Below are 20,995 nucleotides of genomic sequence, written 5' to 3'. Positions count from 1 at the left end.
GCGTGTGGCGCTTAGCGCTCGACCTCACCCTTGATGAACTTCTCGACGTTGGCCAGGGCCTCGTCGTCGAAGTACTGCACCGGCGGGCTCTTCATGAAGTAGCTCGACGCGGAGAGGATGGGGCCGCCGATGCCGCGGTCCTTGGCGATCTTCGCGGCGCGCAGGGCGTCGATGATGACACCCGCGGAGTTCGGGGAGTCCCACACCTCGAGCTTGTACTCCAGGTTCAGCGGAACGTCACCGAAGGCGCGGCCCTCGAGGCGCACGTACGCCCACTTGCGGTCGTCCAGCCAGGCCACGTAGTCCGACGGACCGATGTGGACGTTCTTCTCGCCCATCTCGCGGTCCGGGATCTGCGAGGTGACGGCCTGCGTCTTGGAGATCTTCTTGGACTCGAGGCGGTCGCGCTCGAGCATGTTCTTGAAGTCCATGTTGCCGCCGACGTTGAGCTGCATGGTGCGCTCAAGACGGACACCGCGGTCCTCGAACAGCTTCGCCATCACACGGTGCGTGATGGTCGCGCCGACCTGCGACTTGATGTCGTCGCCGACGATCGGGACGCCCGCCTCGGTGAACTTGTCAGCCCACTCCTTGGTCCCGGCGATGAAGACCGGGAGAGCGTTGACGAACGCGACCTTGGCGTCGATGGCGGCCTGCGCGTAGAACTTCGCAGCGTCCTCGGAACCGACGGGCAGGTAGCAGACGAGAACGTCGACCTGACGGTCCTTGAGGATCTGGACGACGTCGACCGGCTCCTCGGCGGACTCCTCGATGGTCATGCGGTAGTACTTACCGAGACCGTCGAGCGTGTGACCACGCTGAACCGTGACGCCCGCGCTCGGGACGTCGCAGATCTTGATGGTGTTGTTCTCGCTGGCGCCGATGGCGTCGGAGAGGTCGAGGCCGACCTTCTTCGCGTCGACGTCGAACGCGGCGACGAACTCGACGTCACCGACGTGGTAGTCGCCGAACTGGACGTGCATCAGGCCGGGCACCTTGGCCGCCGGGTCGGCGTCCTTGTAGTACTCGACGCCCTGGACCAGCGAGGCGGCGCAGTTGCCCACGCCGACGATGGCTACGCGAACCGAACCCATTTCCGGTTGCTCCCTGTTGTGATCGTGGAAGCCCTGCTGTGCGCAGGGTTTCACTTGGCGGTGTCGTCGGACGGATCCGGCCGGGTACTGCCCCCGTGCCGGGGCAGGCCGCCCGTTTCTCCAGAATCGTTGTCGTGCAGAGCGGGGGCGTCGGGACCGGATCGCTGATCCCGTCCCGCCCTCTCGCTCTCGATGAGCTCGTTCAGCCAGCGCACCTCGCGCTCCACGGATTCCATACCGTGGCGCTGCAGCTCAAGCGTGTAGTCGTCGAGTCGCTCACGGGTCCGGGCCAGGGAGGCGCGCATCTTCTCCAGACGCTCCTCCAGCCGGCTGCGGCGGCCTTCGAGCACCCGCATCCGTACTTCGCGCTCGGTCTGACCGAAGAAGGCGAAGCGGGCGGCGAAGTGCTCGTCCTCCCAGGCGTCGGGGCCGGTGTGGGTGAGGAGCTCCTCGAAATGCTCCTTACCTTCCGGTGTCAACCGGTAGACGATCTTGGCCCGGCGTCCTGCGAGTGAAGCGGCGAGAGCGTCCTCGGGGGCGCTGCCCGGCTCCTCGATCAACCAGCCGTTGGCGACCAGCGTCTTGAGGCAGGGATACAGCGTCCCGTAGCTGAAGGCCCGGAAGACCCCCAGCGAGGTGTTGAGGCGCTTCCGCAGCTCGTACCCGTGCATCGGGGCCTCGCGGAGCAGGCCGAGAACGGCGAACTCGAGGATGCCTGAGCGCCTGCTCATCCGTCGCCTCCTCCGCTTCTCGGGACCCTTATGCCGTGCTGATGTATCGACTCGATACATCAGCACGATAGAACGGCCGCACTGTCTCGACAAGTGGGACCGCCGTGACCGGCGTCACATCGTCAATTCACAGCGATCGAGTTGCCTGATTTGGGGTGAACTCGGGCCCTACGTGGGTTTTGGCCGTGCGTAGTCTGTGCGGCATGCAGACCACCGGGAACCAAGCGATGCCGCGGGGCGTCAGTGCTGCGGGTGACCGGCTGCGGTACGGAGGGGCCTCCGATGGGTTCCGTCCGTGCGCATTTCGGGGGGACCGGAACTCAACTGCCGCTTCCAGGCGTACGCGCCTGCCCGAGGAGTAGTCGTTCGATGAGCGAGCATCGTCGCAAAATGCCGTCGCAAGAGCCGCCGACAGGTGGCCGCGCGGCGGCACGGCGCGCTGCCCAGCAGCCGGTGGGCCGCAGGTCGGCCCCGGCCCAGGATGTCGGTAGGGGGGCCCCTTCGGCCTCGTACGGACCGCCTTCTTCCCATGGGGAGGAGCAGCGTGCCTACGGCGGTCGCGCGGAGGCCCGACGGGCCGCGCAGCGCGGTGGCCGCCGAAGGGGGGCCGAAGCCGGCCCCGGGGGCCCTGGTGGTCCTGCCGGTCCCGGTGGAGGACGGCGCGGTGGAGGCGGCGGTGGCGGTCGCGGCAGCGGTCCGGGCCGCGGCTCCGGCGGTCGTCCGCCGGGCAAGAAGCGGATCATCGACTACCCGCGCCACGACAAGTACGGCTGGCGTCGCTGGCTGCCCTCGTGGAAGCTCGTGTCGGGCACGTTCCTGGTGTTCGTCGGCGTGCTGATGGGCGGCGCGGTCTTCGCGTACTCCAACGTGGTCGTTCCGAAAGAGGACGCGACTGCGGTCTCGCAGAACAACATCTACTACTGGAAAGACGGCTCGCGCATGGTCGCGACCGGCAGTGGTACGAACCGCCAGATCGTCGGCATCGAGCAGATTCCGACAGTCATGCAGGAGGCCGTGGTCTCGGCCGAGAACAAGACTTTCTGGACCGACTCGGGCATCGACCCGATGGGTATCGGCCGCGCCGTGTGGAACATGGCCAAGGGTGGCGAGACCCAGGGCGGTTCGACGATCACCCAGCAGTACGTGAAGAACAACCGCCTCAACGACCAGTCGCAGACCGTCACCCGGAAGGTGAAGGAACTCTTCATCTCCATGAAGGTCGGCAACGAGACCAAGAAGCCCGCCATCATGGCCGGCTACCTGAACACCGCGTACTACGGGCGCGGTGCCTACGGCATCCAGGCGGCCTCCCGCGCGTACTTCAACAAGGACTCCAGGCACCTCAACGTCAGTGAGTCGGCGCTGCTCACCGCTGTGCTGAAGGGCGCGACGTACTACGACCCCGCCGGCTACCCCGAGATCGACCCCGAGGCCACGCCCGTGAAGAACCTCGACCGGGCCACCAAGCGGTGGAGCTGGATCCTCGACGAGATGGTCAAGGACGGCAAGATCACGGCCGAGGAGCGCGCGAAGTACACGACGTTCCCCAAGGTGCAGAAGCGCAAGCAGGACGCGGCGCTGACCGGTCAGATCGGTTACCTGGTCAGCACGGCCAAGGCGAACTTCATCAACAACAACACCGAGGGAATCGGCACCAAGGAGCTGGAGCGCGGCGGCTTCGAGATCTACACCACCTTCGAGAAGAAGAAGGTGAAGGCGCTCGAGGACTCGGTCAAGAAGGTCTACAAGGAGCACATCGACCCGAAGAAGCGGCCGAAGACGGACACCAACGTCCAGTTCGGCGGCGCCTCCGTCGATGCCAAGACCGGCGCGCTGGTCGCGATCTACGGCGGCCAGGACGCCACCAAGCACTTCACCAACAACGCCGACACGACCGGTGCCCAGGTCGGATCGACGTTCAAGCCCTTCGTGCTGGCCGCCGCGATGAAGGACGGCGTTCGGGACAAGGACCTCGGTCCCGTCCAGGACGCGTCCTCCCGCACGATCGTGGACCCGGACAAGAGCCGTTACTCCGGCAAGAACGAGCTGAAGATCCGGGAGTACAACGGCGAGATCTGGGAGAACGAGAAGGGGGACGAGTGGCTCCAGACCAATGACGGCGATGAGAGCTACGGCTCCATGACCCTTCGCCGGGCCATGATCAAGTCGGCCAACTCGCCGTACGTGCAGCTCGGCATGGACATCGGCATCGACAAGGTCCGTGACGCCGCCGTCAGGGCCGGTCTGCGCGAGGACTCCCTCGTCAAGGGCGAGGTGCCCTCCTTCTCCCTCGGTATCTCCAGCCCGAGCGCGATCCGGATGGCCGGCGCCTACGCCACCTTCGCCAACAACGGCGAGCAGAACGAGCCGTTCTCGGTGACGAAGGTGGTCAAGGGCGGCAAGACCATCTACACGCACAAGGCCAAGACCGAGCAGGCCTTCTCGTCCGCCATCGCCAGCAACGTCACCGACGTGCTCCGGTCCGTCGTGGAGGACCCGGAGGGCACCGGCCGCAAGGCCGCGATCCCGGGCCGTGCCGTCGCCGGCAAGACCGGTACGACCGACGGCAACAAGTCGGCCTGGTTCGTGGGCTACACCCCGCAGCTGTCGACCGCCATCGACATGTACCGCTTCGACGACGACGAGACGAAGAAGAACCGCGAGTTCGAGGAGATGTACGGCACGGGTGACCGGGACACGATCCACGGTTCGTCGTTCCCCTCGCAGATCTGGAACGACTACATGACGGACGCCGTCAAGGACATGCCGGACGTCAAGTTCCCCGAGCCCGAGAAGCTGGAGGACGCCAAGCCCGTCTTCGGCGGTGGCGCCACCAGCCCGACGCCGTCGCCGACGCCCACCCCGACGCCCACCGAGACCACGGCGGCGCCGACGACGACGGCGCCGACGACGACTCCCCCGGCCACGCCGACGACGACTCCCCCGACGACGACGAAGTCGCCGAAGCCGGACAAGACGACCTGCGACGTCTTCGACTGGGACTGCAACAACCCGGGTGGCGACCCGGGCGGCAACACGGGTGAACCGACGACCACGCCGCCGACCACGACGGAGGCGCCGACACCGACCGATTCGGCGTCGACGGACGACCCGGGCAACGGGAACGGCGGGAGCGGCCCCGGCGGCGGAGACGGAGACGGGGCCTGGACCCCCTGATCCCGGCCGCCCTTTCCCAGGGCAGGGCACACAGCGAGGGCCGTCGCGTCCGTCCGTACCTTCCGTACGGGCCGGACGCGGCGGCCCTCGCCGTTTTCCCAGGGACGTACGGCAGGATGTCCCCCATGCCGAGCCTCCAGAAGACGCGCGAGCCGCAGGACCGGCCGCAGGGCCCGCCGGCGGTCATCCCCACCCACCGTGACGAGGTGGCCGCCGCGGGCAGCGAGCTGATCGGCGGTCCCTTCGGCCGCCGTGCCCTGATCGGCGCCGGTCAGTTCACACCGGTGCGGGTGATCGCCCTCGTGGCCATCGGGATGTTCGCCCTCGGCATGGTGCAGAAACTGCCCTGCTACAACTGGGCCTGGTTCCGGGGCACCACCTCCCAGTACACCCACGCCTGTTACTCGGACATCCCGCACCTCTTCTCCGGGCGCGGGTTCGCCGACGGCCTGGTCCCCTACTTCGACCGGCTGAGCGGCGACATACCGTTCCTGGAGTACCCGGTCCTGACGGGCCTCTTCATGGAGGTCGCGGCCTGGCTGACGCCCGGCAGCGGCACCATGGACCACCGCGAGCAGACGTTCTGGATGGTCAACGCGGGCATGCTGATGGTCTGCGCGGCCGTCCTCGCGGTCTGTGTGGCCCGGACGCACCGCCGCCGCCCCTGGGACGGTCTCCTGGTGGCCCTGGCGCCCTCCGTCGCGCTCACCGCGACGATCAACTGGGACATACTGGCCGTCGCGCTGACCTCCGCCGCGGTCCTCCTGTGGTCGCGCGGCCGGCCGCTCGGCTTCGGCATCCTCCTCGGCCTCGCCACGGCCGCGAAGTTCTACCCGATACTGCTCCTGGTCCCGCTGCTGCTGCTCTGCTGGCGCGCGGGGAAATGGCGGGAGTACGGGACGGCCGTGCTCGGCGCCGCCGGCGCGTGGCTGGTCGTGAACCTGCCCGTGATGCTGATGGCGCCCGAGGGGTGGAAGCAGTTCTATCTCTTCAGCCGTGACCGGAACGTCGACTTCGGTTCGGTCTGGCTGCTGGTCAGCCAGCGGACGGGCACCTCGATCACGCCGGACAAGGCCAATCTGTACGCGCTGATGCTCATGGTGGTCGCCGTGGTCGCCCTCGGCTTCCTGGCGTTCAACGCTCCCCGCAGGCCCCGCTTCGTCCAGCTGGCCTTCCTGGTCGTCGCCGCGTTCGTTCTGACCAACAAGGTCTACTCGCCGCAGTACGTGCTGTGGCTCGTCCCGCTCGCGGCCCTCGCCAGGCCGCGCTGGCGCGACTTCCTGATCTGGCAGGCGTGCGAGGTCATGTACTTCCTGGGCATCTGGATGTACCTGGCCTTCATGAACAGCGGCAACAAGCAGGGACTGCCGGTCGACGGCTACCAGTTCGCGATCGTCCTGCACCTGCTCGGCACGCTGTACCTGTGCGTCATGGTCGTACGCGACATCCTCATGCCCGAGAAGGACCCGGTCAGGCAGGACGGCTCGGACGACCCCTCAGGGGGCGTCCTGGACGGTGCCGAGGACGTCTTCGTCACGGGCAGAGCGGCGCACCCGGCCCGGCACGCCGCACCGGCGGTGGAGGGACCGCGGGTGCAGTGGGGCACGGTCGGAGAGGTGGAACAAGACACCCCCGGGGAAGAACCGGAATCGGAACCGGGCCCCCGGGGGTGAACGTGCTCGACCGGCTCAGCGCTCCACGAGCCGGTCGAACTGCGTCGTGGTGTGGCGCAGATGCGCGACGAGCTCGTCGCCGACGCGGGGCTCCTGGGCGTCGGAGGGCACGAACAGGATCGACACCTGCATGTGCGGCGGCTCGGCGAACCAGCGCTGCTTACCCGCCCAGACGAAGGGCGACAGGTTCCGGTTGACCGTGGCCAGACCCGCCCGTGCGACGCCCTTGGCGCGCGGCATGACGCCGTGCATCGCCTTGGGGGCCTCCAGGCCCACGCCGTGCGAGGTGCCGCCCGCGACGACGACCAGCCAGCCGTCCGACGCGGCCTTCTGCTGGCGGTAGCCGAACCGGTCCCCCTTGGCGACCCGGGTCACGTCGAGGACGGCGCCCCGGTACTCGGTGGCGTCGTGGTCGCCCAGCCAGAGCCGGGTACCGATCCGCGCGCGGAACCGGGTCTGCGGGAACTGCTGCTGGAGCCGGGCCTGTTCCTCGGCCCGCAGGTGGCTCACGAACATGGTGTGCAGCGGCAGACGGGCGGCCCGCAGCCGGTCCATCCAGGCGATGACCTCCTCGACCGCGTCGGTGCCGTCCGGGCGGTCCAGCGGGAGGTGGAGGGCGAAGCCTTCGAGCCGTACGTCCTCGATGGCGGCGTGGAGCTGCTGGAGCTCCTCCTCGTGGACGCCGTGGCGCTTCATCGAGCTCATGCACTCGATCACGACGCGGGCGCCCACCAGGGCGTGGACGCCGTCCACGGAGGACACGGAGCGGATGACCCGGTCGGGCAGCGGAACCGGTTCCTCACCCCGTCGGAAGGGGGTGAGGACCAGCAGGTCGCCGCTGAACCAGTCCTTGATGCGCGCGGCTTCGTAGGTGGTGCCGACCGCGAGCATGTCGGCGCCGAAGCGGGCGGCCTCGTCGGCGAGGCGCTCGTGCCCGAAGCCGTAGCCGTTGCCCTTGCAGACCGGGATCAGACCGGGGAATTGGTCGATGACGGTCTTCTGGTGCGCGCGCCAGCGAGCGGTGTCGACGTAGAGGGAGAGCGCCATGGCCGGCCCGGAACCTTTCTGGTGGCAGCGGTGTATCAAAGATATGTACGAGACTACGGAACCGTCGCCGAAGCGACGCCGCTCAGCGGCGGGACATGTAGATGTCGAGCGCCTTGTGGAGCAGCTTGTTCAGCGGGAAGTCCCACTCGCCGACGTACTCGACGGCCTCGCCGCCCGTGCCCACCTTGAACTGGATGAGCCCGAAGAGGTGGTCGGTCTCGTCGAGCGAGTCCGAGATGCCCCGCAGGTCGTAGACGGTCGCGCCCATCGCGTAGGCGTCGCGCAGCATCCGCCACTGCATCGCGTTCGAGGGCCGGACCTCGCGGCCGATGTTGTCGGAGGCGCCGTAGGAGTACCAGACGTGGCCACCGACGACGAGCATGGTCGCGGCGGACAGGTTCACGCCGTTGTGGCGGGCGAAGTAGAGCCGCATGCGGTTGGGGTCCTCGTTGTTGAGGACGGTCCACATGCGCTGGAAGTACGAGAGCGGGCGCGGCCGGAAGTGGTCGCGGACGGCCGTGATCTCGTAGAGGCGCTGCCATTCGGCCAGGTCCTCGTAGCCGCCCTGGACGACCTCGACGCCGGCCTTCTCGGCCTTCTTGATGTTGCGGCGCCACAGTTGGTTGAAGCCCTTGAGGACGTCGTCGAGCGAGCGGTTCGCGAGCGGGACCTGGAAGACGTAGCGGGGCTGGACGTCGCCGAAGCCGGCGCCGCCGTCCTCGGCCTGCTGCCAGCCCATCTTCCGCAGCCGGTCGGCGACCTCGAAGGCGCGCGGCTCGATGTGGGTGGCCTCGACGTCCTTGAGGCGCTTCACGTCCGGGTCCTGGATACCGGACTTGATGGCGGCGGCGTCCCAGCGGCGGATGACGACCGGCGGGCCCATCTTCACCGAGAACGCGCCCTGCTGCTTGAGGTGCGCCAGCATCGGCTGCAGCCAGTCGTCGAGGTTGGGCGCGTGCCAGTTGATGACCGGGCCCTCGGGGAGGTACGCGAGGTAGCGCTTGATCTTCGGAAGCTGGCGGTAGAGCACCAGACCGGCACCGACGAGCTCGCCGTTCTTGTCGAACCAACCGAGGTTCTCCGAGCGCCACTCGGTCTTCACATCAGCCCACGCCGGGACCTGGCAGTGGCTCGCCGCGGGCTGGCTCTGGATGAATCCCAGATGCTGCTCACGGCTGATGGTCCTCAGGGTCAGGCTCATGCGGGGCGCTCCTCGGCAGGTGTGTCCCCATCGGTCAGGGGCTCCGGCTCTCGCGCCGAAGCCTACTGTGACCGGGGAGCGCCCCGGATGGGCGTGTACGTCCTGACGTGCCGCCGGGCTCAGCCGCTGATGACGCCTCCGAAGAGACCGCCGTGTGCCATGCCGAGGTAGAAGCCCACCGCCGCCAGGCCGAGTCCGACGACCAGTGCGAAGCGCTCGCGGGTCGTCACGGAGATGAACTGTCCGTAGGCCCCGGTCAGGATGCCGATCAGCCCCGACCAGGAACTCAGCAGGTGGAGGCTGTGGAACTGGGCGGTGACGAAGGAGAGCAGGCCCAGCACCAGCGTCACGGCGAGCAGCGTGTCCTGGAGCGGGTGTGGCTTGCCGTCGGTCGAGAAGAGGGAATGGCCGGGGTCGGGTCGCATTGCCTGTGCCATGGGGCACCTCCTGGCGTGCCTGCCGGACGGCGGCGCATCTTAGCGCCGCCGACTTCCGATGTGTACAGATTGCGTCCCCTCACCGGTGAATTTCAACCGCAGGCCGATGTGCAGGTACTCTGTACGGTCTGCACCGGTGTCTGCCCTGGGTCCGTCCTGGATCTCGACGGTGCCCCTCGTTCGTCGAGGGGGATTGTCAGTGGTGGCGGATACCGTTGTTTACGCATCACGACCCTCCTGCCACGGAACGACCGTGGCCGCTGAGTCCAAAGGAGGTGGGTTCCACATGCGTCACTACGAGGTGATGGTCATCCTCGACCCCGATCTGGAGGAGCGCGCTGTCGCCCCCCTGATCGAGAACTTCCTCTCCGTCGTCCGTGAGGGCAATGGAAAGGTCGAGAAGGTCGACACCTGGGGCCGTCGTCGTCTCTCGTACGAGATCAAGAAGAAGCCCGAGGGCATCTACTCGGTCATCGACCTGCAGGCCGAGCCTGCGGTCGTCAAGGAGCTCGACCGCCAGATGAACCTGAACGAGTCGGTCCTCCGGACCAAGGTCCTCCGCCCCGAGACCCACTGAGCTTCTAGCTCAGAGGTCATCGGGTTCGAGTAGCTACAAGCAGCCAGAAGCAATCCCGCCGAGAGGTTCCCCCATGGCAGGCGAGACCGTCATCACGGTCGTCGGCAATCTTGTCGACGACCCCGAGCTGCGCTTCACCCCGTCCGGTGCGGCGGTCGCGAAGTTCCGTATCGCGTCCACCCCCCGCACCTTCGACCGTCAGACCAACGAGTGGAAGGACGGCGAAAGCCTCTTCCTCACCTGCTCGGTCTGGCGTCAGGCGGCGGAGAACGTCGCCGAGTCGCTTCAGCGAGGCATGCGCGTCGTCGTGCAGGGCCGGCTGAAGCAGCGGTCCTATGAGGACCGTGAGGGCGTCAAGCGCACGGTCTACGAGCTGGACGTCGAGGAAGTCGGCCCCAGCCTCAAGAACGCCACGGCCAAGGTCACCAAGACCACTGGTCGCGGTGGTCAGGGCGGCTACGGCGGCGGTGGCCAGCAGCAGGGTGGCGGCAGCTGGGGTGGAAACTCCGGCGGCGGTGCCCCGCAGGGTGGCGGCGGTGCTCCCGCCGACGACCCGTGGGCGACCGGTGCTCCTTCCGGCGGCTCCGGCGGCCAGCAGGGCGGCGGAGGCAGCTGGGGCGGGAACTCCGGCTCCGGCTCCGGCGGCGGCTACTCGGACGAGCCCCCCTTCTAGGGCACACGCCCTCGAAGTGGCTCGTACTCCCACTTCTTGATCACACAGGAGAAACACCATGGCGAAGCCGCCTGTGCGCAAGCCTAAGAAGAAGGTCTGCGCGTTCTGCAAGGACAAGACCCAGTACGTGGACTACAAGGACACGAACATGCTGCGGAAGTTCATTTCCGACCGCGGCAAGATCCGTGCCCGCCGCGTCACCGGCAACTGCACGCAGCACCAGCGTGACGTCGCCACGGCCGTCAAGAACAGCCGTGAGATGGCGCTGCTGCCCTACACGTCCACCGCGCGATAAGGAAAGGGTGACCGAAAAATGAAGATCATCCTGACCCACGAGGTCTCTGGCCTCGGCGCCGCCGGCGACGTCGTCGACGTCAAGGACGGCTACGCTCGCAACTACCTGGTCCCGCGTGGTTTCGCGATCCGCTGGACCAAGGGTGGCGAGCAGGACGTGGCGCAGATCCGCCGCGGCCGCAAGATCCGCGAGATCGCGACCATCGAGCAGGCCAACCAGGTCAAGGCCCAGCTCGAGGGTACGAAGGTCCGTCTGGCTGTTCGCTCCGGCGACGCCGGCCGTCTCTTCGGCTCCGTGACCCCGGCCGACATCGCCTCGGCGATCAAGGCCGCGGGTGGCCCCGACGTCGACAAGCGTCGCGTCGAGCTCGGCTCGCCGATCAAGACCCTGGGCTCGCACCAGGTGTCCGTGCGTCTGCACGCCGACGTTGCCGTGAAGCTCGGCGTCGAGATCGTCGCCGCGTAACGCTGCCGCCGGCGCTCTGCGCTGAGCAGTAAGGAAGGGCCGCACCCCTCGGGGTGCGGCCCTTCCGCTGTTTCACGTGAAACGTTCAGCGCGTGGCGCCCGTGACGATCCAGCGGCCAGAGCGCGCCCGGAGCCAGAGCGTCACCATCCGGACCGTCATCATCAACGTCATCGCCCACCAGAGGGCGGTCAGTCCGCCACCGAGCACCGGGACGAGCAGGGCGACCGGGGCGAAGACCGCGAGCGTCAGCAGCATGGCCCAGGCCAGATAGGGGCCGTCACCCGCGCCCATGAGCACTCCGTCGAGGACGAAGACGACCCCGGAGATCGGCTGGGACAGGGCGACCACCAGCAAGGCGGGGAGCAGGGTGTCCTGGACGATGGTGTCGCCGGTGAAGAGCGGGATGAACAGGGGGCGGGCGACGATGAGGAGCGCGCCGAGCACCACCCCTGAGAGCACGCCCCACTGGACCATGCGGCGGCAGACCTGGCGGGCGCCGTCGGCGTCGTTCGCGCCGAGATAGCGGCCGATGATGGCCTGGCCCGCGATGGCGATCGCGTCGAGGGCGAAGGCCATCAGGCTCCACAGGGACAGGATGATCTGGTGGGCGGCGACCTCGGCGTCACCCATCCGGGCCGCGACAGCGGTGGCGATCATCAGGATGGTGCGGAGCGAGAGCGTACGGACCAGGAGGGGGGCGCCGGCCTGGGCGGAGGCTCGGATGCCGACGGCGTCGGGGCGGAGGGAGGCGCCGTGGCGCCGGGCGCCCCGTACGACCACGACGAGGTAGGCGGCGGCCATGCCGCACTGGGCGATGACCGTGCCCCAGGCCGAGCCGGCGATCCCCAGGCCGGCGCCGTAGACGAGCGTGAGGTTGAGCGCTCCGTTCACGGCGAAGCCGCCGACGGCCACGTAGAGCGGCGTACGGGTGTCCTGGAGGCCGCGCAGGACGCCGCTGGCGGCCAGGACGACCAGCATGGCGGGGATGCCGAGGATGGAGATCCGCAGATAGGTCACGGCGTAGGGGGTGGCCGTGTCGGAGGCGCCGAAGACGTCGACGAGCCAAGGGGCCGTGGGCAGGGTCACGGCGACGACGGCAGCTCCGAGGAGGAGAGCGAGCCAGATACCGTCCATCCCCTGTCGGATGGCGGCCTGGAGGTCGCCGGAGCCGACGCGCCGGGCGACGGCCGCCGTGGTCGCATAGGCGAGGAAGACGAAGACGCTGACGGCGGTGGACAGCAAGACACCGGCGATCGCGAGACCCGCGAGCTGGGGGGTACCGAGGTGGCCGACGATGGCACTGTCGACCATCAGGAAGAGCGGCTCGGCGACGAGAGCGCCGAAGGCCGGCAGGGCGAGGGAGACGATCTCGCGGTCGTGCTGCCGACGGACGGCCTTGGGGGTCGCGGGGGCCTGGATCATGGGGTCAATCTAATCTTCCACAGGTAAGAGATGCAATGTCCTTGAGACTATTACTCCGCGATGGCGCGGGGCTTCGGGTGTGGGCCGTTTGTTCTGATCTTGGCCCGGGGGGAGAACTTTTTCTCCCCCACAGGCCGTGGATGGAAAAGGTGCAGGTCAGATGGGTGAGGCTGGGGGTGTTATGAGTTTGTCCACATGGCTGTCCCCCGCTCCGTGCACAGGATCCGGGGAGTTCTCCACAGCATCTGGCCGTTCACCCACAGGCCCTGTGGATAACCAGATTGGCTGACGCTCCTCGCGGGCCTACCGTGGTCCGGCACCCGACGCGCCAGCAGCGGTCGCAAAGCCACTCGTTGATCAAGGCCGTGGCGTAAGAAAGAGTGGCACGGCGAGGTCCGCGGAGCGGACGGGAGGAGGTGGCTTGGTGAGCGTTCCCGAGCCCATGGACGACCCTTGGGCCGACAGCGGACCAAGCGACCGGCTGCCCACCCGTACCCGAGGAGAAGGGCGCGGCCGGGGCCGCGGGCGTGACGACCGGCACGAGCGCGGCAACGACGGCCCGTGGGACGGCGGACTCTCCGGTTTCGAGCGAGTCCCCCCGCAGGATCTCGACGCCGAGCAGTCCGTCCTCGGCGGCATGCTGCTCTCCAAGGACGCCATCGCGGACGTCGTGGAGATCATCAAGGGCAACGACTTCTACAAGCCCGCCCACGAGACCGTCTACGCCGCGATCCTCGACCTCTACGCCAAGGGCGAGCCGGCCGACCCCATCACGGTCGGCGCCGAACTCACCAAGCGTGGTGAGATCACCCGCGTCGGCGGCGCCTCCTACCTCCACACCCTGGTCCAGTCGGTACCGACCGCGGCCAACGCCTCGTACTACGCCGAGATCGTCCACGAGCGCGCGGTGCTGCGCCGCCTCGTGGAGGCCGGCACCAAGATCACGCAGATGGGCTACGCGGCCGACGGAGACGTCGACGAGATCGTGAACTCGGCGCAGGCCGAGATCTACGCGGTCACCGAGCAGCGCACCACCGAGGACTACCTGCCGCTCGGCGACATCATGGAGGGGGCCCTCGACGAGATCGAGGCGATCGGCTCCCGCAGCGGTGAGATGACGGGTGTGCCGACCGGATTCACGGACCTCGACTCGCTCACCAACGGACTGCACCCCGGCCAGATGATCATCATCGCGGCCCGTCCCGCCATGGGTAAGTCGACCCTCGCCCTGGACTTCGCCCGGGCGGCCTCCATCAAGCACAACCTGCCCAGCGTCATCTTCTCCCTCGAAATGGGCCGCAACGAGATCGCGATGCGCCTGCTCTCGGCGGAGGCCCGGGTCGCGCTCCACCACATGCGCTCCGGCACGATGACCGACGAGGACTGGACGCGGCTCGCCCGCCGCATGCCGGACGTCTCCCAGGCGCCCCTCTACATCGACGACTCCCCGAACCTGTCGATGATGGAGATCCGCGCGAAGTGCCGCCGGCTCAAGCAGCGCAACGGCCTCAAGCTCGTGATCATCGACTACCTCCAGCTGATGCAGTCGGGCGGCTCCAAGCGGCAGGAGAGCCGTCAGCAGGAGGTCTCCGACATGTCGCGAAACCTCAAGCTCCTCGCCAAGGAGCTGGAGCTGCCCGTGATCGCGCTCTCCCAGCTGAATCGTGGTCCCGAGCAGCGCACCGACAAGAAGCCGATGGTCTCCGACCTGCGTGAATCCGGCTCGATCGAGCAGGACGCCGACATGGTGATCCTGCTGCACCGCGAGGACGCCTACGAGAAGGAGTCCCCGCGGGCCGGCGAGGCGGACATCATCGTGGGCAAGCACCGTAACGGCCCGACGGCCACGATCACCGTGGCCTTCCAGGGCCACTACTCGCGCTTCGTGGACATGGCCCAGACCTGACCGGGCGCGAGTGAGCGGCAATCCACCGGGTGTCAGGAAGACGGGCGCGGCTGCGGGCGGGTCGTCCCCGGGAGGCAGGTGACCGCCGGGTTGTACGTGGTGAACTGGCCCTTGGGGTTCTTCTTCCACAGCCAGAGATGCAGGGCGTAGTGGACGGGCTGGCCGGGGAAGTTGCCACGGTTGGGGCCCTTGAAGGGCACCCCGAACATGCTCGGCCGGTCGTCGTCCGTCTTCAGGTTCTGGTCGCGGTCGTAGACCAGCCACTCCACGCCGACGAGACGCTTGCCGCCCTTGCCGTCGTCCTCGTAGAGGAGGGCGGCGGGCTTCGCGGGGTCCGTCGAGTTGTCGTAGGCGTGGTTGAAGTGCGGGTAGCCGAGCGCTCCCGTGCCACCCGCCCGGTCGAAGACGCAGTACTGATCGGGCTTGTAGCCGGCCCGCACACCGTTCGCGTGCTGCTGGTACGGAGCGGTCACCCGATAGGTGACCGCCTTGTCCGCCGCCGCCCTGCCGGGCTCGGGTCCGGCGACGGCGGGCGCCATGGCGAGTGCGGTGGCGCCGGTCAGGACCAGGGCGAGCGTGCGGGCCATGTGCGGACTCCTCAACGGCGGTGGGGCTCGAATGCCCCACTAGCCCTTCCCCCACCCGCCTCACCCGTCCCACGGACGGTCCGGACGGAGGACACGCGGGCGGCGGCTGGCGGCGTTGGCGAGTTCCGACACGAAGCTGAGACGCCGGGTGTCCGACACCCGCAGACCACGGGACTGGCTCCCGACACGGGCGGGGGAGGACGCCGGTCCGGTGCCGCTCGGTCTCATGGACCGTGAAGGCGTACCGCTGCTCACCGTCCTCGGCACACGCGAAGTGGAAGAGGCCCGGCTCCCACCAGACCGTGAGGGCGCGGGTGCCGTGCGAGCCGAACCGCTCCGCGAGCAGCCCGAACGGGGCCATGTGGTCCACCGTGTACGGCTCCCACAGCGGGACCGCCGCCGCGAGGACCCGCCAGGCGCCGTCCGTGTCGCCCCAGCGCGCCAGCCTCCCTGGCCTCGGTGACCGCGCGCCCGAAGGGCCCGGTGAGGCGTACTCGTAGGTGCGCTGCCTCATCTGCTCCAGAATGGCCCTGGCTCGTTCCCTGTCCTCCGCGTACTCCTCGGTCGCGGGGCCCAGCCCGAAGCCGTCGTCACCGCGGCGCTCACGCAGATGGTCGCGCACCTTCAGGGGCAGCACCTCGCCCGCGTACAACGGATCGTCCATGCGCGGATCGACCTGCACCCAGCCGTGTCCGTCGAGGAACGACCGCAGCTGCGCGGTCAGCAGGCCGGCCCGCGGCCAGCCGAAATCCTGCGCCTCGCCGAAGAGGGCGAGGGCCTCGTCCAGTTCACCTCTCAGACAGGCCAGCCGGGCCTTCTCCACCGTGGCGTCGAGTTCCCGGGTCACGGTGTTCTCGAAGCCGGCGTGACTGCCGCCCAAGCGGTAGAACCCCTTGTCCATGTCCTCCATGAACGCGCGGAACGAGGCGTAGCGGCTGGGCCGTTCACCGCTCCACCCGTGACGGACGTACACCGCCCACTCGCCGTCGGCGCCCATGTCGCCCGGGTCGAGCAGCACGTCGGTCATGTCCGAGTCGAGGGAAAGCTGTAGGGCCCGGCCCCACGTGCCGGCGAGGAGCACCTCCTCCTCGGCCGGGTCCTCGTCCAGGTACAACCGGATCCGCCGGGGCGAACCTCAGCCAGCGGTTCCGCACGAGGTCCTCGTCCAGCTCCTCTCAGGCGGCAGCGGGGCGGGCGGAGGCGAGGGCCCGTACGCCCGTCAGGCTGTCGGCGTGGGTGGGCGACCAGCCGAGTTCCCGCTCGGCCTTGCTCGCGTCGAGGCGCAGCTGGGTGGTCATGCAGGTGTGGACCAGGGGAGCCGGCTTGAGCAGCCAGAGCGGGACCCGCAGGGGCTTGGGAGCCCCGAAGGCAGCGGCGACCTCCTGGACGTGCGTGCCGAAGGGGAGAGGGGTGCGGTCGGCGATGTTGTAGGCCTGGCCCGGGGTGCCGCTCTCGACGGCCAGGACGACGGCCCGTGCCGCGTCGTCGACGTCCACCCAGGAGAGGGCGCGTCCGTGGTCGGCGACCACGGGCAGGGAGCGCTTGCGCAGGAGAGGGAGCACGTCGTTGTCGGTGACCCCGGCACCGTAGAAGAAGCCGAACCGCAGGCTGATCGCGTCCAGTCCTTCCGCGGTGAAGGCCATGCGTTCCTTGGCGCGCATGGCGCCGACGTGGCGCTCCAGCCATGTGGTGGTGCCGCGCGGGCCGAAGGGGGTGTTCTCCTCGGTGACGAGGCCGGTGCCGTGGTCGCCGTAGCCGTAGCCGAACATCATCGACTCGACCACGAACCGGCGGGCGCCGGTCGCGCGGGCGGCGGCGAGCAGGTTCTCCGTGCCCCGGGTCCGCAGGGCGTTGGTGGGCACCATGCTCTGGTGGCGTGCCATCGACTCGCCCTTGAGAGCGGTCGCCGCGTGGACGACGACGTCGAAGGCGAGACCGTCCACCGCCCTGAGGACGGCGGCGGCGTCCAGGAGGTCGGCGCGCAGCGTGTTCGTGGCGCTCCGGCCGAGCCCCGCGACCTCGTGACCGGCGGCGGTCAGCTGCCGGGTGGCGCTCCGGCCCAGTGCGCCGCTCGCTCCTGCCAGCAGAACCTTCATGTCCGTGCTCCTTTCCGATCCCATCCGGTGATGTTCATGGGACGGATCGGGAAGCTTCGGATGTGACATCACGTTGGATGGGTTCTATGACGACACCTTTCGACACTTTGCTGCCCGGTACCGAGCGGGCCCTGCTGCACCGCGTGGCGGTCGCCCAGTCCGAAGGGCGTGCGCCCTCTTTTGTCGGGGCGGTGGTCCGTGACGGAGCGCTCGTGTGGAGCGGTTCGCGCAGCTGCGTGGACGACCACGCGCCGGATGACGACACGCAGTTCAGGATCGGTTCCCTCACCAAGGTGTTCACCGCCGTGCTGGTGATGCGTCTGCGGGACCAGGGACTGCTCGACCTCGACGATCCACTGGAGCGCCACCTCAAGGGGACGGGCGTCGGCGAGGTGACGATCGCTCAGCTCCTCGGCCACAGCGGTGGTCTCGCGGCCGAGACGCCCGGCCAGTGGTGGGAACGGTCCTCCGCCGCGTTGCGCCCGGAGCTCTCCGACGTTCTGGGGGAGCGGCCCTCCCTCCGGACCCCGGGGCGCGGCTTTCACTACTCCAACCCCGGCTACACCCTGCTCGGTGCGCTCGTCGAGGAGCTGCGGGGGGTCTCCTGGGAGGAGGCACTGCGGCGCGAGATCCTGGAGCCGTTGGGGATGAGCCGTACGACGCTCGACCCGGTCGCTCCGCACGCGGGTGGCTGGGCGGTGCACCCCTGGGCCGATGTGATGCTGCCCGAGCCGTCCGAGGACCTGGGGCTGATGGCGCCGGCCGGACAGCTGTGGTCGACGGCGGCGGACCTCGGCCGGTTCGCCGTGTTCCTCGCGGCGGGCGACGAGCGGGTGCTCGTGGCGGCGTCCGTGGAGGAGATGCGGGCGCCTGCCTCCCCTGCCGGTGAGGGTGATTGGGAGGGGAGCTACGGGCTCGGTCTCCAGCTGCTGCGCAGGGACGGCCGGACTCTGATCGGGCACACCGGCTCGCTGCCGGGCTTCGTCGCCTGTCTGTGGGTGAGCGTGGAGGACGGACTGGCGGGGATCGCCCTCGCCAATGCCACGTCCGGGCCGCTGACGGCAGCCGTGGCGGCCGATCTCGTGCGCATCGTGGCGGACGCCGAGCCGAGGTTTCCGGAGCCCTGGCGCCCCCTTCCGGAGGCCGACGTCGACGAGGAGCTGCTCTCCCTGACCGGGCCCTGGTACTGGGGCACGTACTCCTACGGGCTCCGGCTCGGGCCCGAGCGTTCCGTGGTGCTGGAGCCGTTGAGGGGAGCCGGGCGGCGGGCTCGCTTCCGTGCGCTGCCCGAGGGCGGCTGGGTCGGTCTCAACGGCTACTACGCGGGGGAGACGCTCCGGGTGGTGCGGCGCCCCGACGGCAGCGTGAGCCACCTCGACCTGGCGTCCTTCGTCTTCACCCGGGAGCCGTACGAGCCGGGGGACGCGGTACCGGGCGGGGCGGACGAGGCGGGCTGGCGCGGCCTCTGAGCCGTCCGCCTGCTGGTTGCCTCTCCGGCCTCCACCTCGTGTTTCACGTGAAACAGCGCGTTTCACGTGAAACAGCGCGCCGGGTCGCCGGCCGGCGCGCTGTCCGTCCGCCGGGTGGCCTCAGAGGTTCTTCTTGAAGCCCACGTGGGAGGCCTCGAAGCCGAGCCGCTCGTAGAAGCGGTGGGCGTCGGTGCGCGTGACATCGGAGGTCAGCTGGACCAGTCCGCACTCCTGGCGGCGGGACTCCTCGACGGCCCATTCGATGAGCTGTGTTCCGAGTCCGCTGCCGCGCTCGTCGGCGTGGATGCGGACGCCTTCGATGATGGAGCGGGTGGTGCCTCGGCGGGAGAGTCCGGGGATCACCGTCAGCTGGAGCGTCCCGACGACCTTCTCCCCGCGGACCGCCACGACGACGTGCTGGTGGGGATCGTTCGCGAGGCGCTCGAAGGCGGCGAGGTACGGGGAGAGGTCGTCGGGGGACTCGCGCTGCGCACCCAGTGGGTCGTCGGCGAGCATTGCCACGATGGCCGGGAGATCGGTGGCGTCGGCGGGGCGTATGTCAAGATCGCTCATGCTCCGCAGCGTACGCACGATCCTCCGCTGTCGTCGCCCTCTCTCCCGCGTCAGACGGTGACGCCCACGCCCTCCACGACCTGGACCAGAGGCGCCAGCTCGGGGTTCTTCGCGGCTTCGTCGAGGGCCTCGCGCAGCGCGCTGTCGTTGGTGGGACGGGCCTCTTCGAGGAGCTTCTGGCCGGCCTCGGTGACATCGGTGTAGATGCCCCGCCGGTCGGTGGCGCAGAGGTACCGGGTGAGCAGGCCGCGGTCCTCGAGCCGGGTGACGAGCCGGGTGGTGGCGCTCTGGCTCAGCACGACGGCGTCGGCTACCTGCTTCATCTGGAGGTGACCGCCGGGGCCGCTGTGCTGGCGGCTGAGGACGTCGAGGAGCGAGTACTCGCGGACGCTCAGACCGTGCCGGGACTCCAGGGCGCGCTCGATGTGCGACTCGATCCTGCCGTGCAGCAGGGAGAGGGCGCACCAGCGCTGTGAGAGCGCGGTCAGTGCGGGGTCCGTGGCGGTCATGGGTTCTCCTCGGTGTCTCCTCGGCGCCGGAGCGGCTCACGAACCAGGGTAGACGATGCAGCGCAATAATGCGCGTCTGCAAGTAAATCTGTCCGGGGTCCGAGGGGAACGGAGGTCAGCCCGCCGCGACGGTCAGGGGAGCGAAGCGCCGACGCCAGTCGCCGGGGAGGTCCGGGAGCGCCCGGACCATCACGGCGGTGGTGGCGATCGAGTCGATGCCGTTCTCCTTCGCCCAGCTCAGCAGTGTCGTGTGGCGTACGTCGATGTCCGTGCGCAGCGGCCGGTCGGTGGCGGCGGCCAGGGAGGCGAACAGCGCCTGGGCCGTGGCCGGGTCCCTGGCGAGCAGCGGCCCGACGACATGCGTGTCCATGTTGGGCCACGCCGCCGCGAAGCCGGTGATCTCGCCGTCCTCCTCCGCGACCCGCAGGTGGTCCGCGAACGCGGGCAGCCGCGTGAGGATGGGCGTGCGGTCGAGGCCGAAGATCTCGCGGTCCAGGCGCACGATCGCTTGGAGGTCCTCGGCGATCGCCGGGCGGACGGGGACGTCCGGCGCGGGCGTGGTGAAGCTGAACTGTCCGCGCACCATCTCGGACCGGCTCGTCTCGATGAAGCCGAGCTGCTCGTAGAGGGGCTGGCCGTTGGCGGTGGCGTACAGGGTCAGCGGGGTGTCACCGGCTTCCGCCAGGACGTGCTGCATGAGCCGGCGTCCCACCCCTTGGCGTGCGTGTGCCTCGGCGACGAGGACCATGCCGATCGCGGCGAGCCCCGGGCCGTACGAGGTGACCACGCAGCAGGTGACCAGCCCCGTGCCGGACGGGTCGTCGATGCCGTAGCCGGTGCCCGCCGTCAGCAGGTGGCCCCACTTGTGCTCTTCGCGCAGCCACCCCCGGTTCTCGGAGAGGTCGGCGCAGGCGAGGAGATCGTCCGCGGTGAGGCGCCGGATGGGGAGCTGAGCGAGAGCTGAGGGGGAAGTCGGCATGCCTTTCAGGCTGACCGAAGCAGTGATCTTCCGTCCACCGGTTTACGAGATCCGGCCGATTACCCGGGAAGCGTTGATTCCTG

At 69.0% G+C, this 20,995-nt stretch carries 19 protein-coding genes; 8 read left to right on the top strand and 11 right to left on the bottom strand.

What is annotated here, in order from left to right; translation table 11 throughout:
* Positions 1-11: 11 nt before the first annotated feature.
* Both ACIBG6_RS18060 and ACIBG6_RS18055 read right to left on the bottom strand, forming a co-directional pair.
* Complete coding sequence (locus ACIBG6_RS18060; protein WP_399223563.1) at positions 12-1,094, bottom strand: inositol-3-phosphate synthase; 1,083 nt, start codon at positions 1,092-1,094, stop codon at positions 12-14.
* A gap of 50 nt (positions 1,095-1,144) precedes the next feature.
* Positions 1,145-1,825: a helix-turn-helix transcriptional regulator gene (locus ACIBG6_RS18055; RefSeq protein WP_329622335.1), complete on the bottom strand. Its 681-nt coding sequence runs from the start codon at positions 1,823-1,825 to the stop codon at positions 1,145-1,147.
* Between the two features lie 369 nt (positions 1,826-2,194).
* Here ACIBG6_RS18055 and ACIBG6_RS18050 point away from each other — a divergent pair, with 369 nt between their 5' ends.
* Both ACIBG6_RS18050 and ACIBG6_RS18045 read left to right on the top strand, forming a co-directional pair.
* Positions 2,195-5,002, top strand: a complete 2,808-nt coding sequence (locus tag ACIBG6_RS18050) for a transglycosylase domain-containing protein (RefSeq protein ID WP_399223562.1) — start codon at positions 2,195-2,197, stop codon at positions 5,000-5,002.
* Between the two features lie 125 nt (positions 5,003-5,127).
* Positions 5,128-6,675, top strand: a complete 1,548-nt coding sequence (locus tag ACIBG6_RS18045) for a glycosyltransferase family 87 protein (protein WP_399223561.1) — start codon at positions 5,128-5,130, stop codon at positions 6,673-6,675.
* A gap of 15 nt (positions 6,676-6,690) precedes the next feature.
* On the opposite strand, the gene ACIBG6_RS18040 is transcribed toward ACIBG6_RS18045, so the two are convergent.
* The 3 genes from ACIBG6_RS18040 to ACIBG6_RS18030 all read right to left on the bottom strand — a co-directional run bounded on the left by ACIBG6_RS18040 (position 6,691) and on the right by ACIBG6_RS18030 (position 9,360).
* The gene (locus ACIBG6_RS18040; RefSeq protein WP_399223560.1) at positions 6,691-7,722 is read right to left on the bottom strand and encodes an alanine racemase; all 1,032 of its coding nucleotides are present in this window, start codon (positions 7,720-7,722) and stop codon (positions 6,691-6,693) included.
* 82 nt (positions 7,723-7,804) lie between these two features.
* Positions 7,805-8,923 carry a peptidoglycan bridge formation glycyltransferase FemA/FemB family protein gene (locus tag ACIBG6_RS18035; RefSeq protein WP_024760417.1) on the bottom strand — a complete coding sequence of 373 codons (1,119 nt, stop codon included), beginning with the start codon at positions 8,921-8,923 and terminating at the stop codon, positions 7,805-7,807.
* 119 nt (positions 8,924-9,042) lie between these two features.
* Positions 9,043-9,360 (bottom strand): hypothetical protein, encoded by a 318-nt coding sequence (locus ACIBG6_RS18030; protein WP_399223559.1) that lies wholly within the window; start codon positions 9,358-9,360, stop codon positions 9,043-9,045.
* A gap of 286 nt (positions 9,361-9,646) precedes the next feature.
* Here ACIBG6_RS18030 and rpsF point away from each other — a divergent pair, with 286 nt between their 5' ends.
* The 4 genes from rpsF (at position 9,647) to rplI (ending at position 11,370) form a co-directional block, all read left to right on the top strand.
* Positions 9,647-9,937, top strand: coding sequence for a 30S ribosomal protein S6 (gene rpsF / locus ACIBG6_RS18025; RefSeq protein ID WP_005482942.1), 291 nt, complete (start codon positions 9,647-9,649; stop codon positions 9,935-9,937).
* A gap of 73 nt (positions 9,938-10,010) precedes the next feature.
* Positions 10,011-10,610 carry a single-stranded DNA-binding protein gene (locus ACIBG6_RS18020; protein ID WP_384569243.1) on the top strand — a complete coding sequence of 200 codons (600 nt, stop codon included), beginning with the start codon at positions 10,011-10,013 and terminating at the stop codon, positions 10,608-10,610.
* Positions 10,611-10,668: 58 nt separating this feature from the next.
* On the top strand, positions 10,669-10,905 hold the full coding sequence (gene rpsR, locus ACIBG6_RS18015; protein ID WP_003967857.1) for a 30S ribosomal protein S18: 237 nt from the start codon (positions 10,669-10,671) through the stop codon (positions 10,903-10,905).
* A gap of 18 nt (positions 10,906-10,923) precedes the next feature.
* A complete protein-coding gene (gene rplI, locus ACIBG6_RS18010) occupies positions 10,924-11,370 on the top strand; it encodes a 50S ribosomal protein L9 (RefSeq protein ID WP_399223558.1) in 447 nt (148 codons plus the stop codon).
* Positions 11,371-11,455: 85 nt separating this feature from the next.
* Here rplI and ACIBG6_RS18005 read toward each other — a convergent pair whose 3' ends face one another.
* Positions 11,456-12,793 carry an MATE family efflux transporter gene (locus tag ACIBG6_RS18005; RefSeq protein ID WP_399223557.1) on the bottom strand — a complete coding sequence of 446 codons (1,338 nt, stop codon included), beginning with the start codon at positions 12,791-12,793 and terminating at the stop codon, positions 11,456-11,458.
* Positions 12,794-13,217: 424 nt separating this feature from the next.
* Here ACIBG6_RS18005 and dnaB point away from each other — a divergent pair, with 424 nt between their 5' ends.
* Positions 13,218-14,699 (top strand): replicative DNA helicase, encoded by a 1,482-nt coding sequence (gene dnaB, locus ACIBG6_RS18000; protein ID WP_399223556.1) that lies wholly within the window; start codon positions 13,218-13,220, stop codon positions 14,697-14,699.
* A 32-nt stretch (positions 14,700-14,731) separates the two neighbouring features.
* On the opposite strand, the gene ACIBG6_RS17995 is transcribed toward dnaB, so the two are convergent.
* Entirely contained in the window at positions 14,732-15,286 is a 555-nt protein-coding gene (locus ACIBG6_RS17995) for a hypothetical protein (protein ID WP_399223555.1), read from the bottom strand.
* Between the two features lie 1,175 nt (positions 15,287-16,461).
* Positions 16,462-17,382: an NAD-dependent epimerase/dehydratase family protein gene (locus ACIBG6_RS17990; RefSeq protein WP_399223554.1), complete on the bottom strand. Its 921-nt coding sequence runs from the start codon at positions 17,380-17,382 to the stop codon at positions 16,462-16,464.
* Positions 17,383-17,468: 86 nt separating this feature from the next.
* Between ACIBG6_RS17990 and ACIBG6_RS17985 the strand changes: the two genes are divergently transcribed.
* A complete protein-coding gene (locus ACIBG6_RS17985) occupies positions 17,469-18,851 on the top strand; it encodes a serine hydrolase domain-containing protein (protein WP_399223553.1) in 1,383 nt (460 codons plus the stop codon).
* A gap of 120 nt (positions 18,852-18,971) precedes the next feature.
* Here the strand turns inward: ACIBG6_RS17985 and ACIBG6_RS17980 are convergent, their stop codons facing one another.
* The 3 genes from ACIBG6_RS17980 to ACIBG6_RS17970 form a co-directional block, all read right to left on the bottom strand.
* On the bottom strand, positions 18,972-19,424 hold the full coding sequence (locus ACIBG6_RS17980) for a GNAT family N-acetyltransferase (protein ID WP_399223552.1): 453 nt from the start codon (positions 19,422-19,424) through the stop codon (positions 18,972-18,974).
* A gap of 50 nt (positions 19,425-19,474) precedes the next feature.
* Positions 19,475-19,933: a MarR family transcriptional regulator gene (locus ACIBG6_RS17975; RefSeq protein WP_317597235.1), complete on the bottom strand. Its 459-nt coding sequence runs from the start codon at positions 19,931-19,933 to the stop codon at positions 19,475-19,477.
* 115 nt (positions 19,934-20,048) lie between these two features.
* Positions 20,049-20,912: a GNAT family N-acetyltransferase gene (locus ACIBG6_RS17970; protein WP_399223551.1), complete on the bottom strand. Its 864-nt coding sequence runs from the start codon at positions 20,910-20,912 to the stop codon at positions 20,049-20,051.
* Between the last annotated feature and the right edge of the window lie 83 nt (positions 20,913-20,995).

This window comes from Streptomyces sp. NPDC050842, assembly GCF_044456565.1.
In the GTDB taxonomy this organism is placed as follows: Bacteria; Actinomycetota; Actinomycetes; order Streptomycetales; family Streptomycetaceae; genus Streptomyces.
Note: the sequence above shows the minus strand (reverse complement) of the source record. Positions and strands in the feature narration are given on the sequence as shown.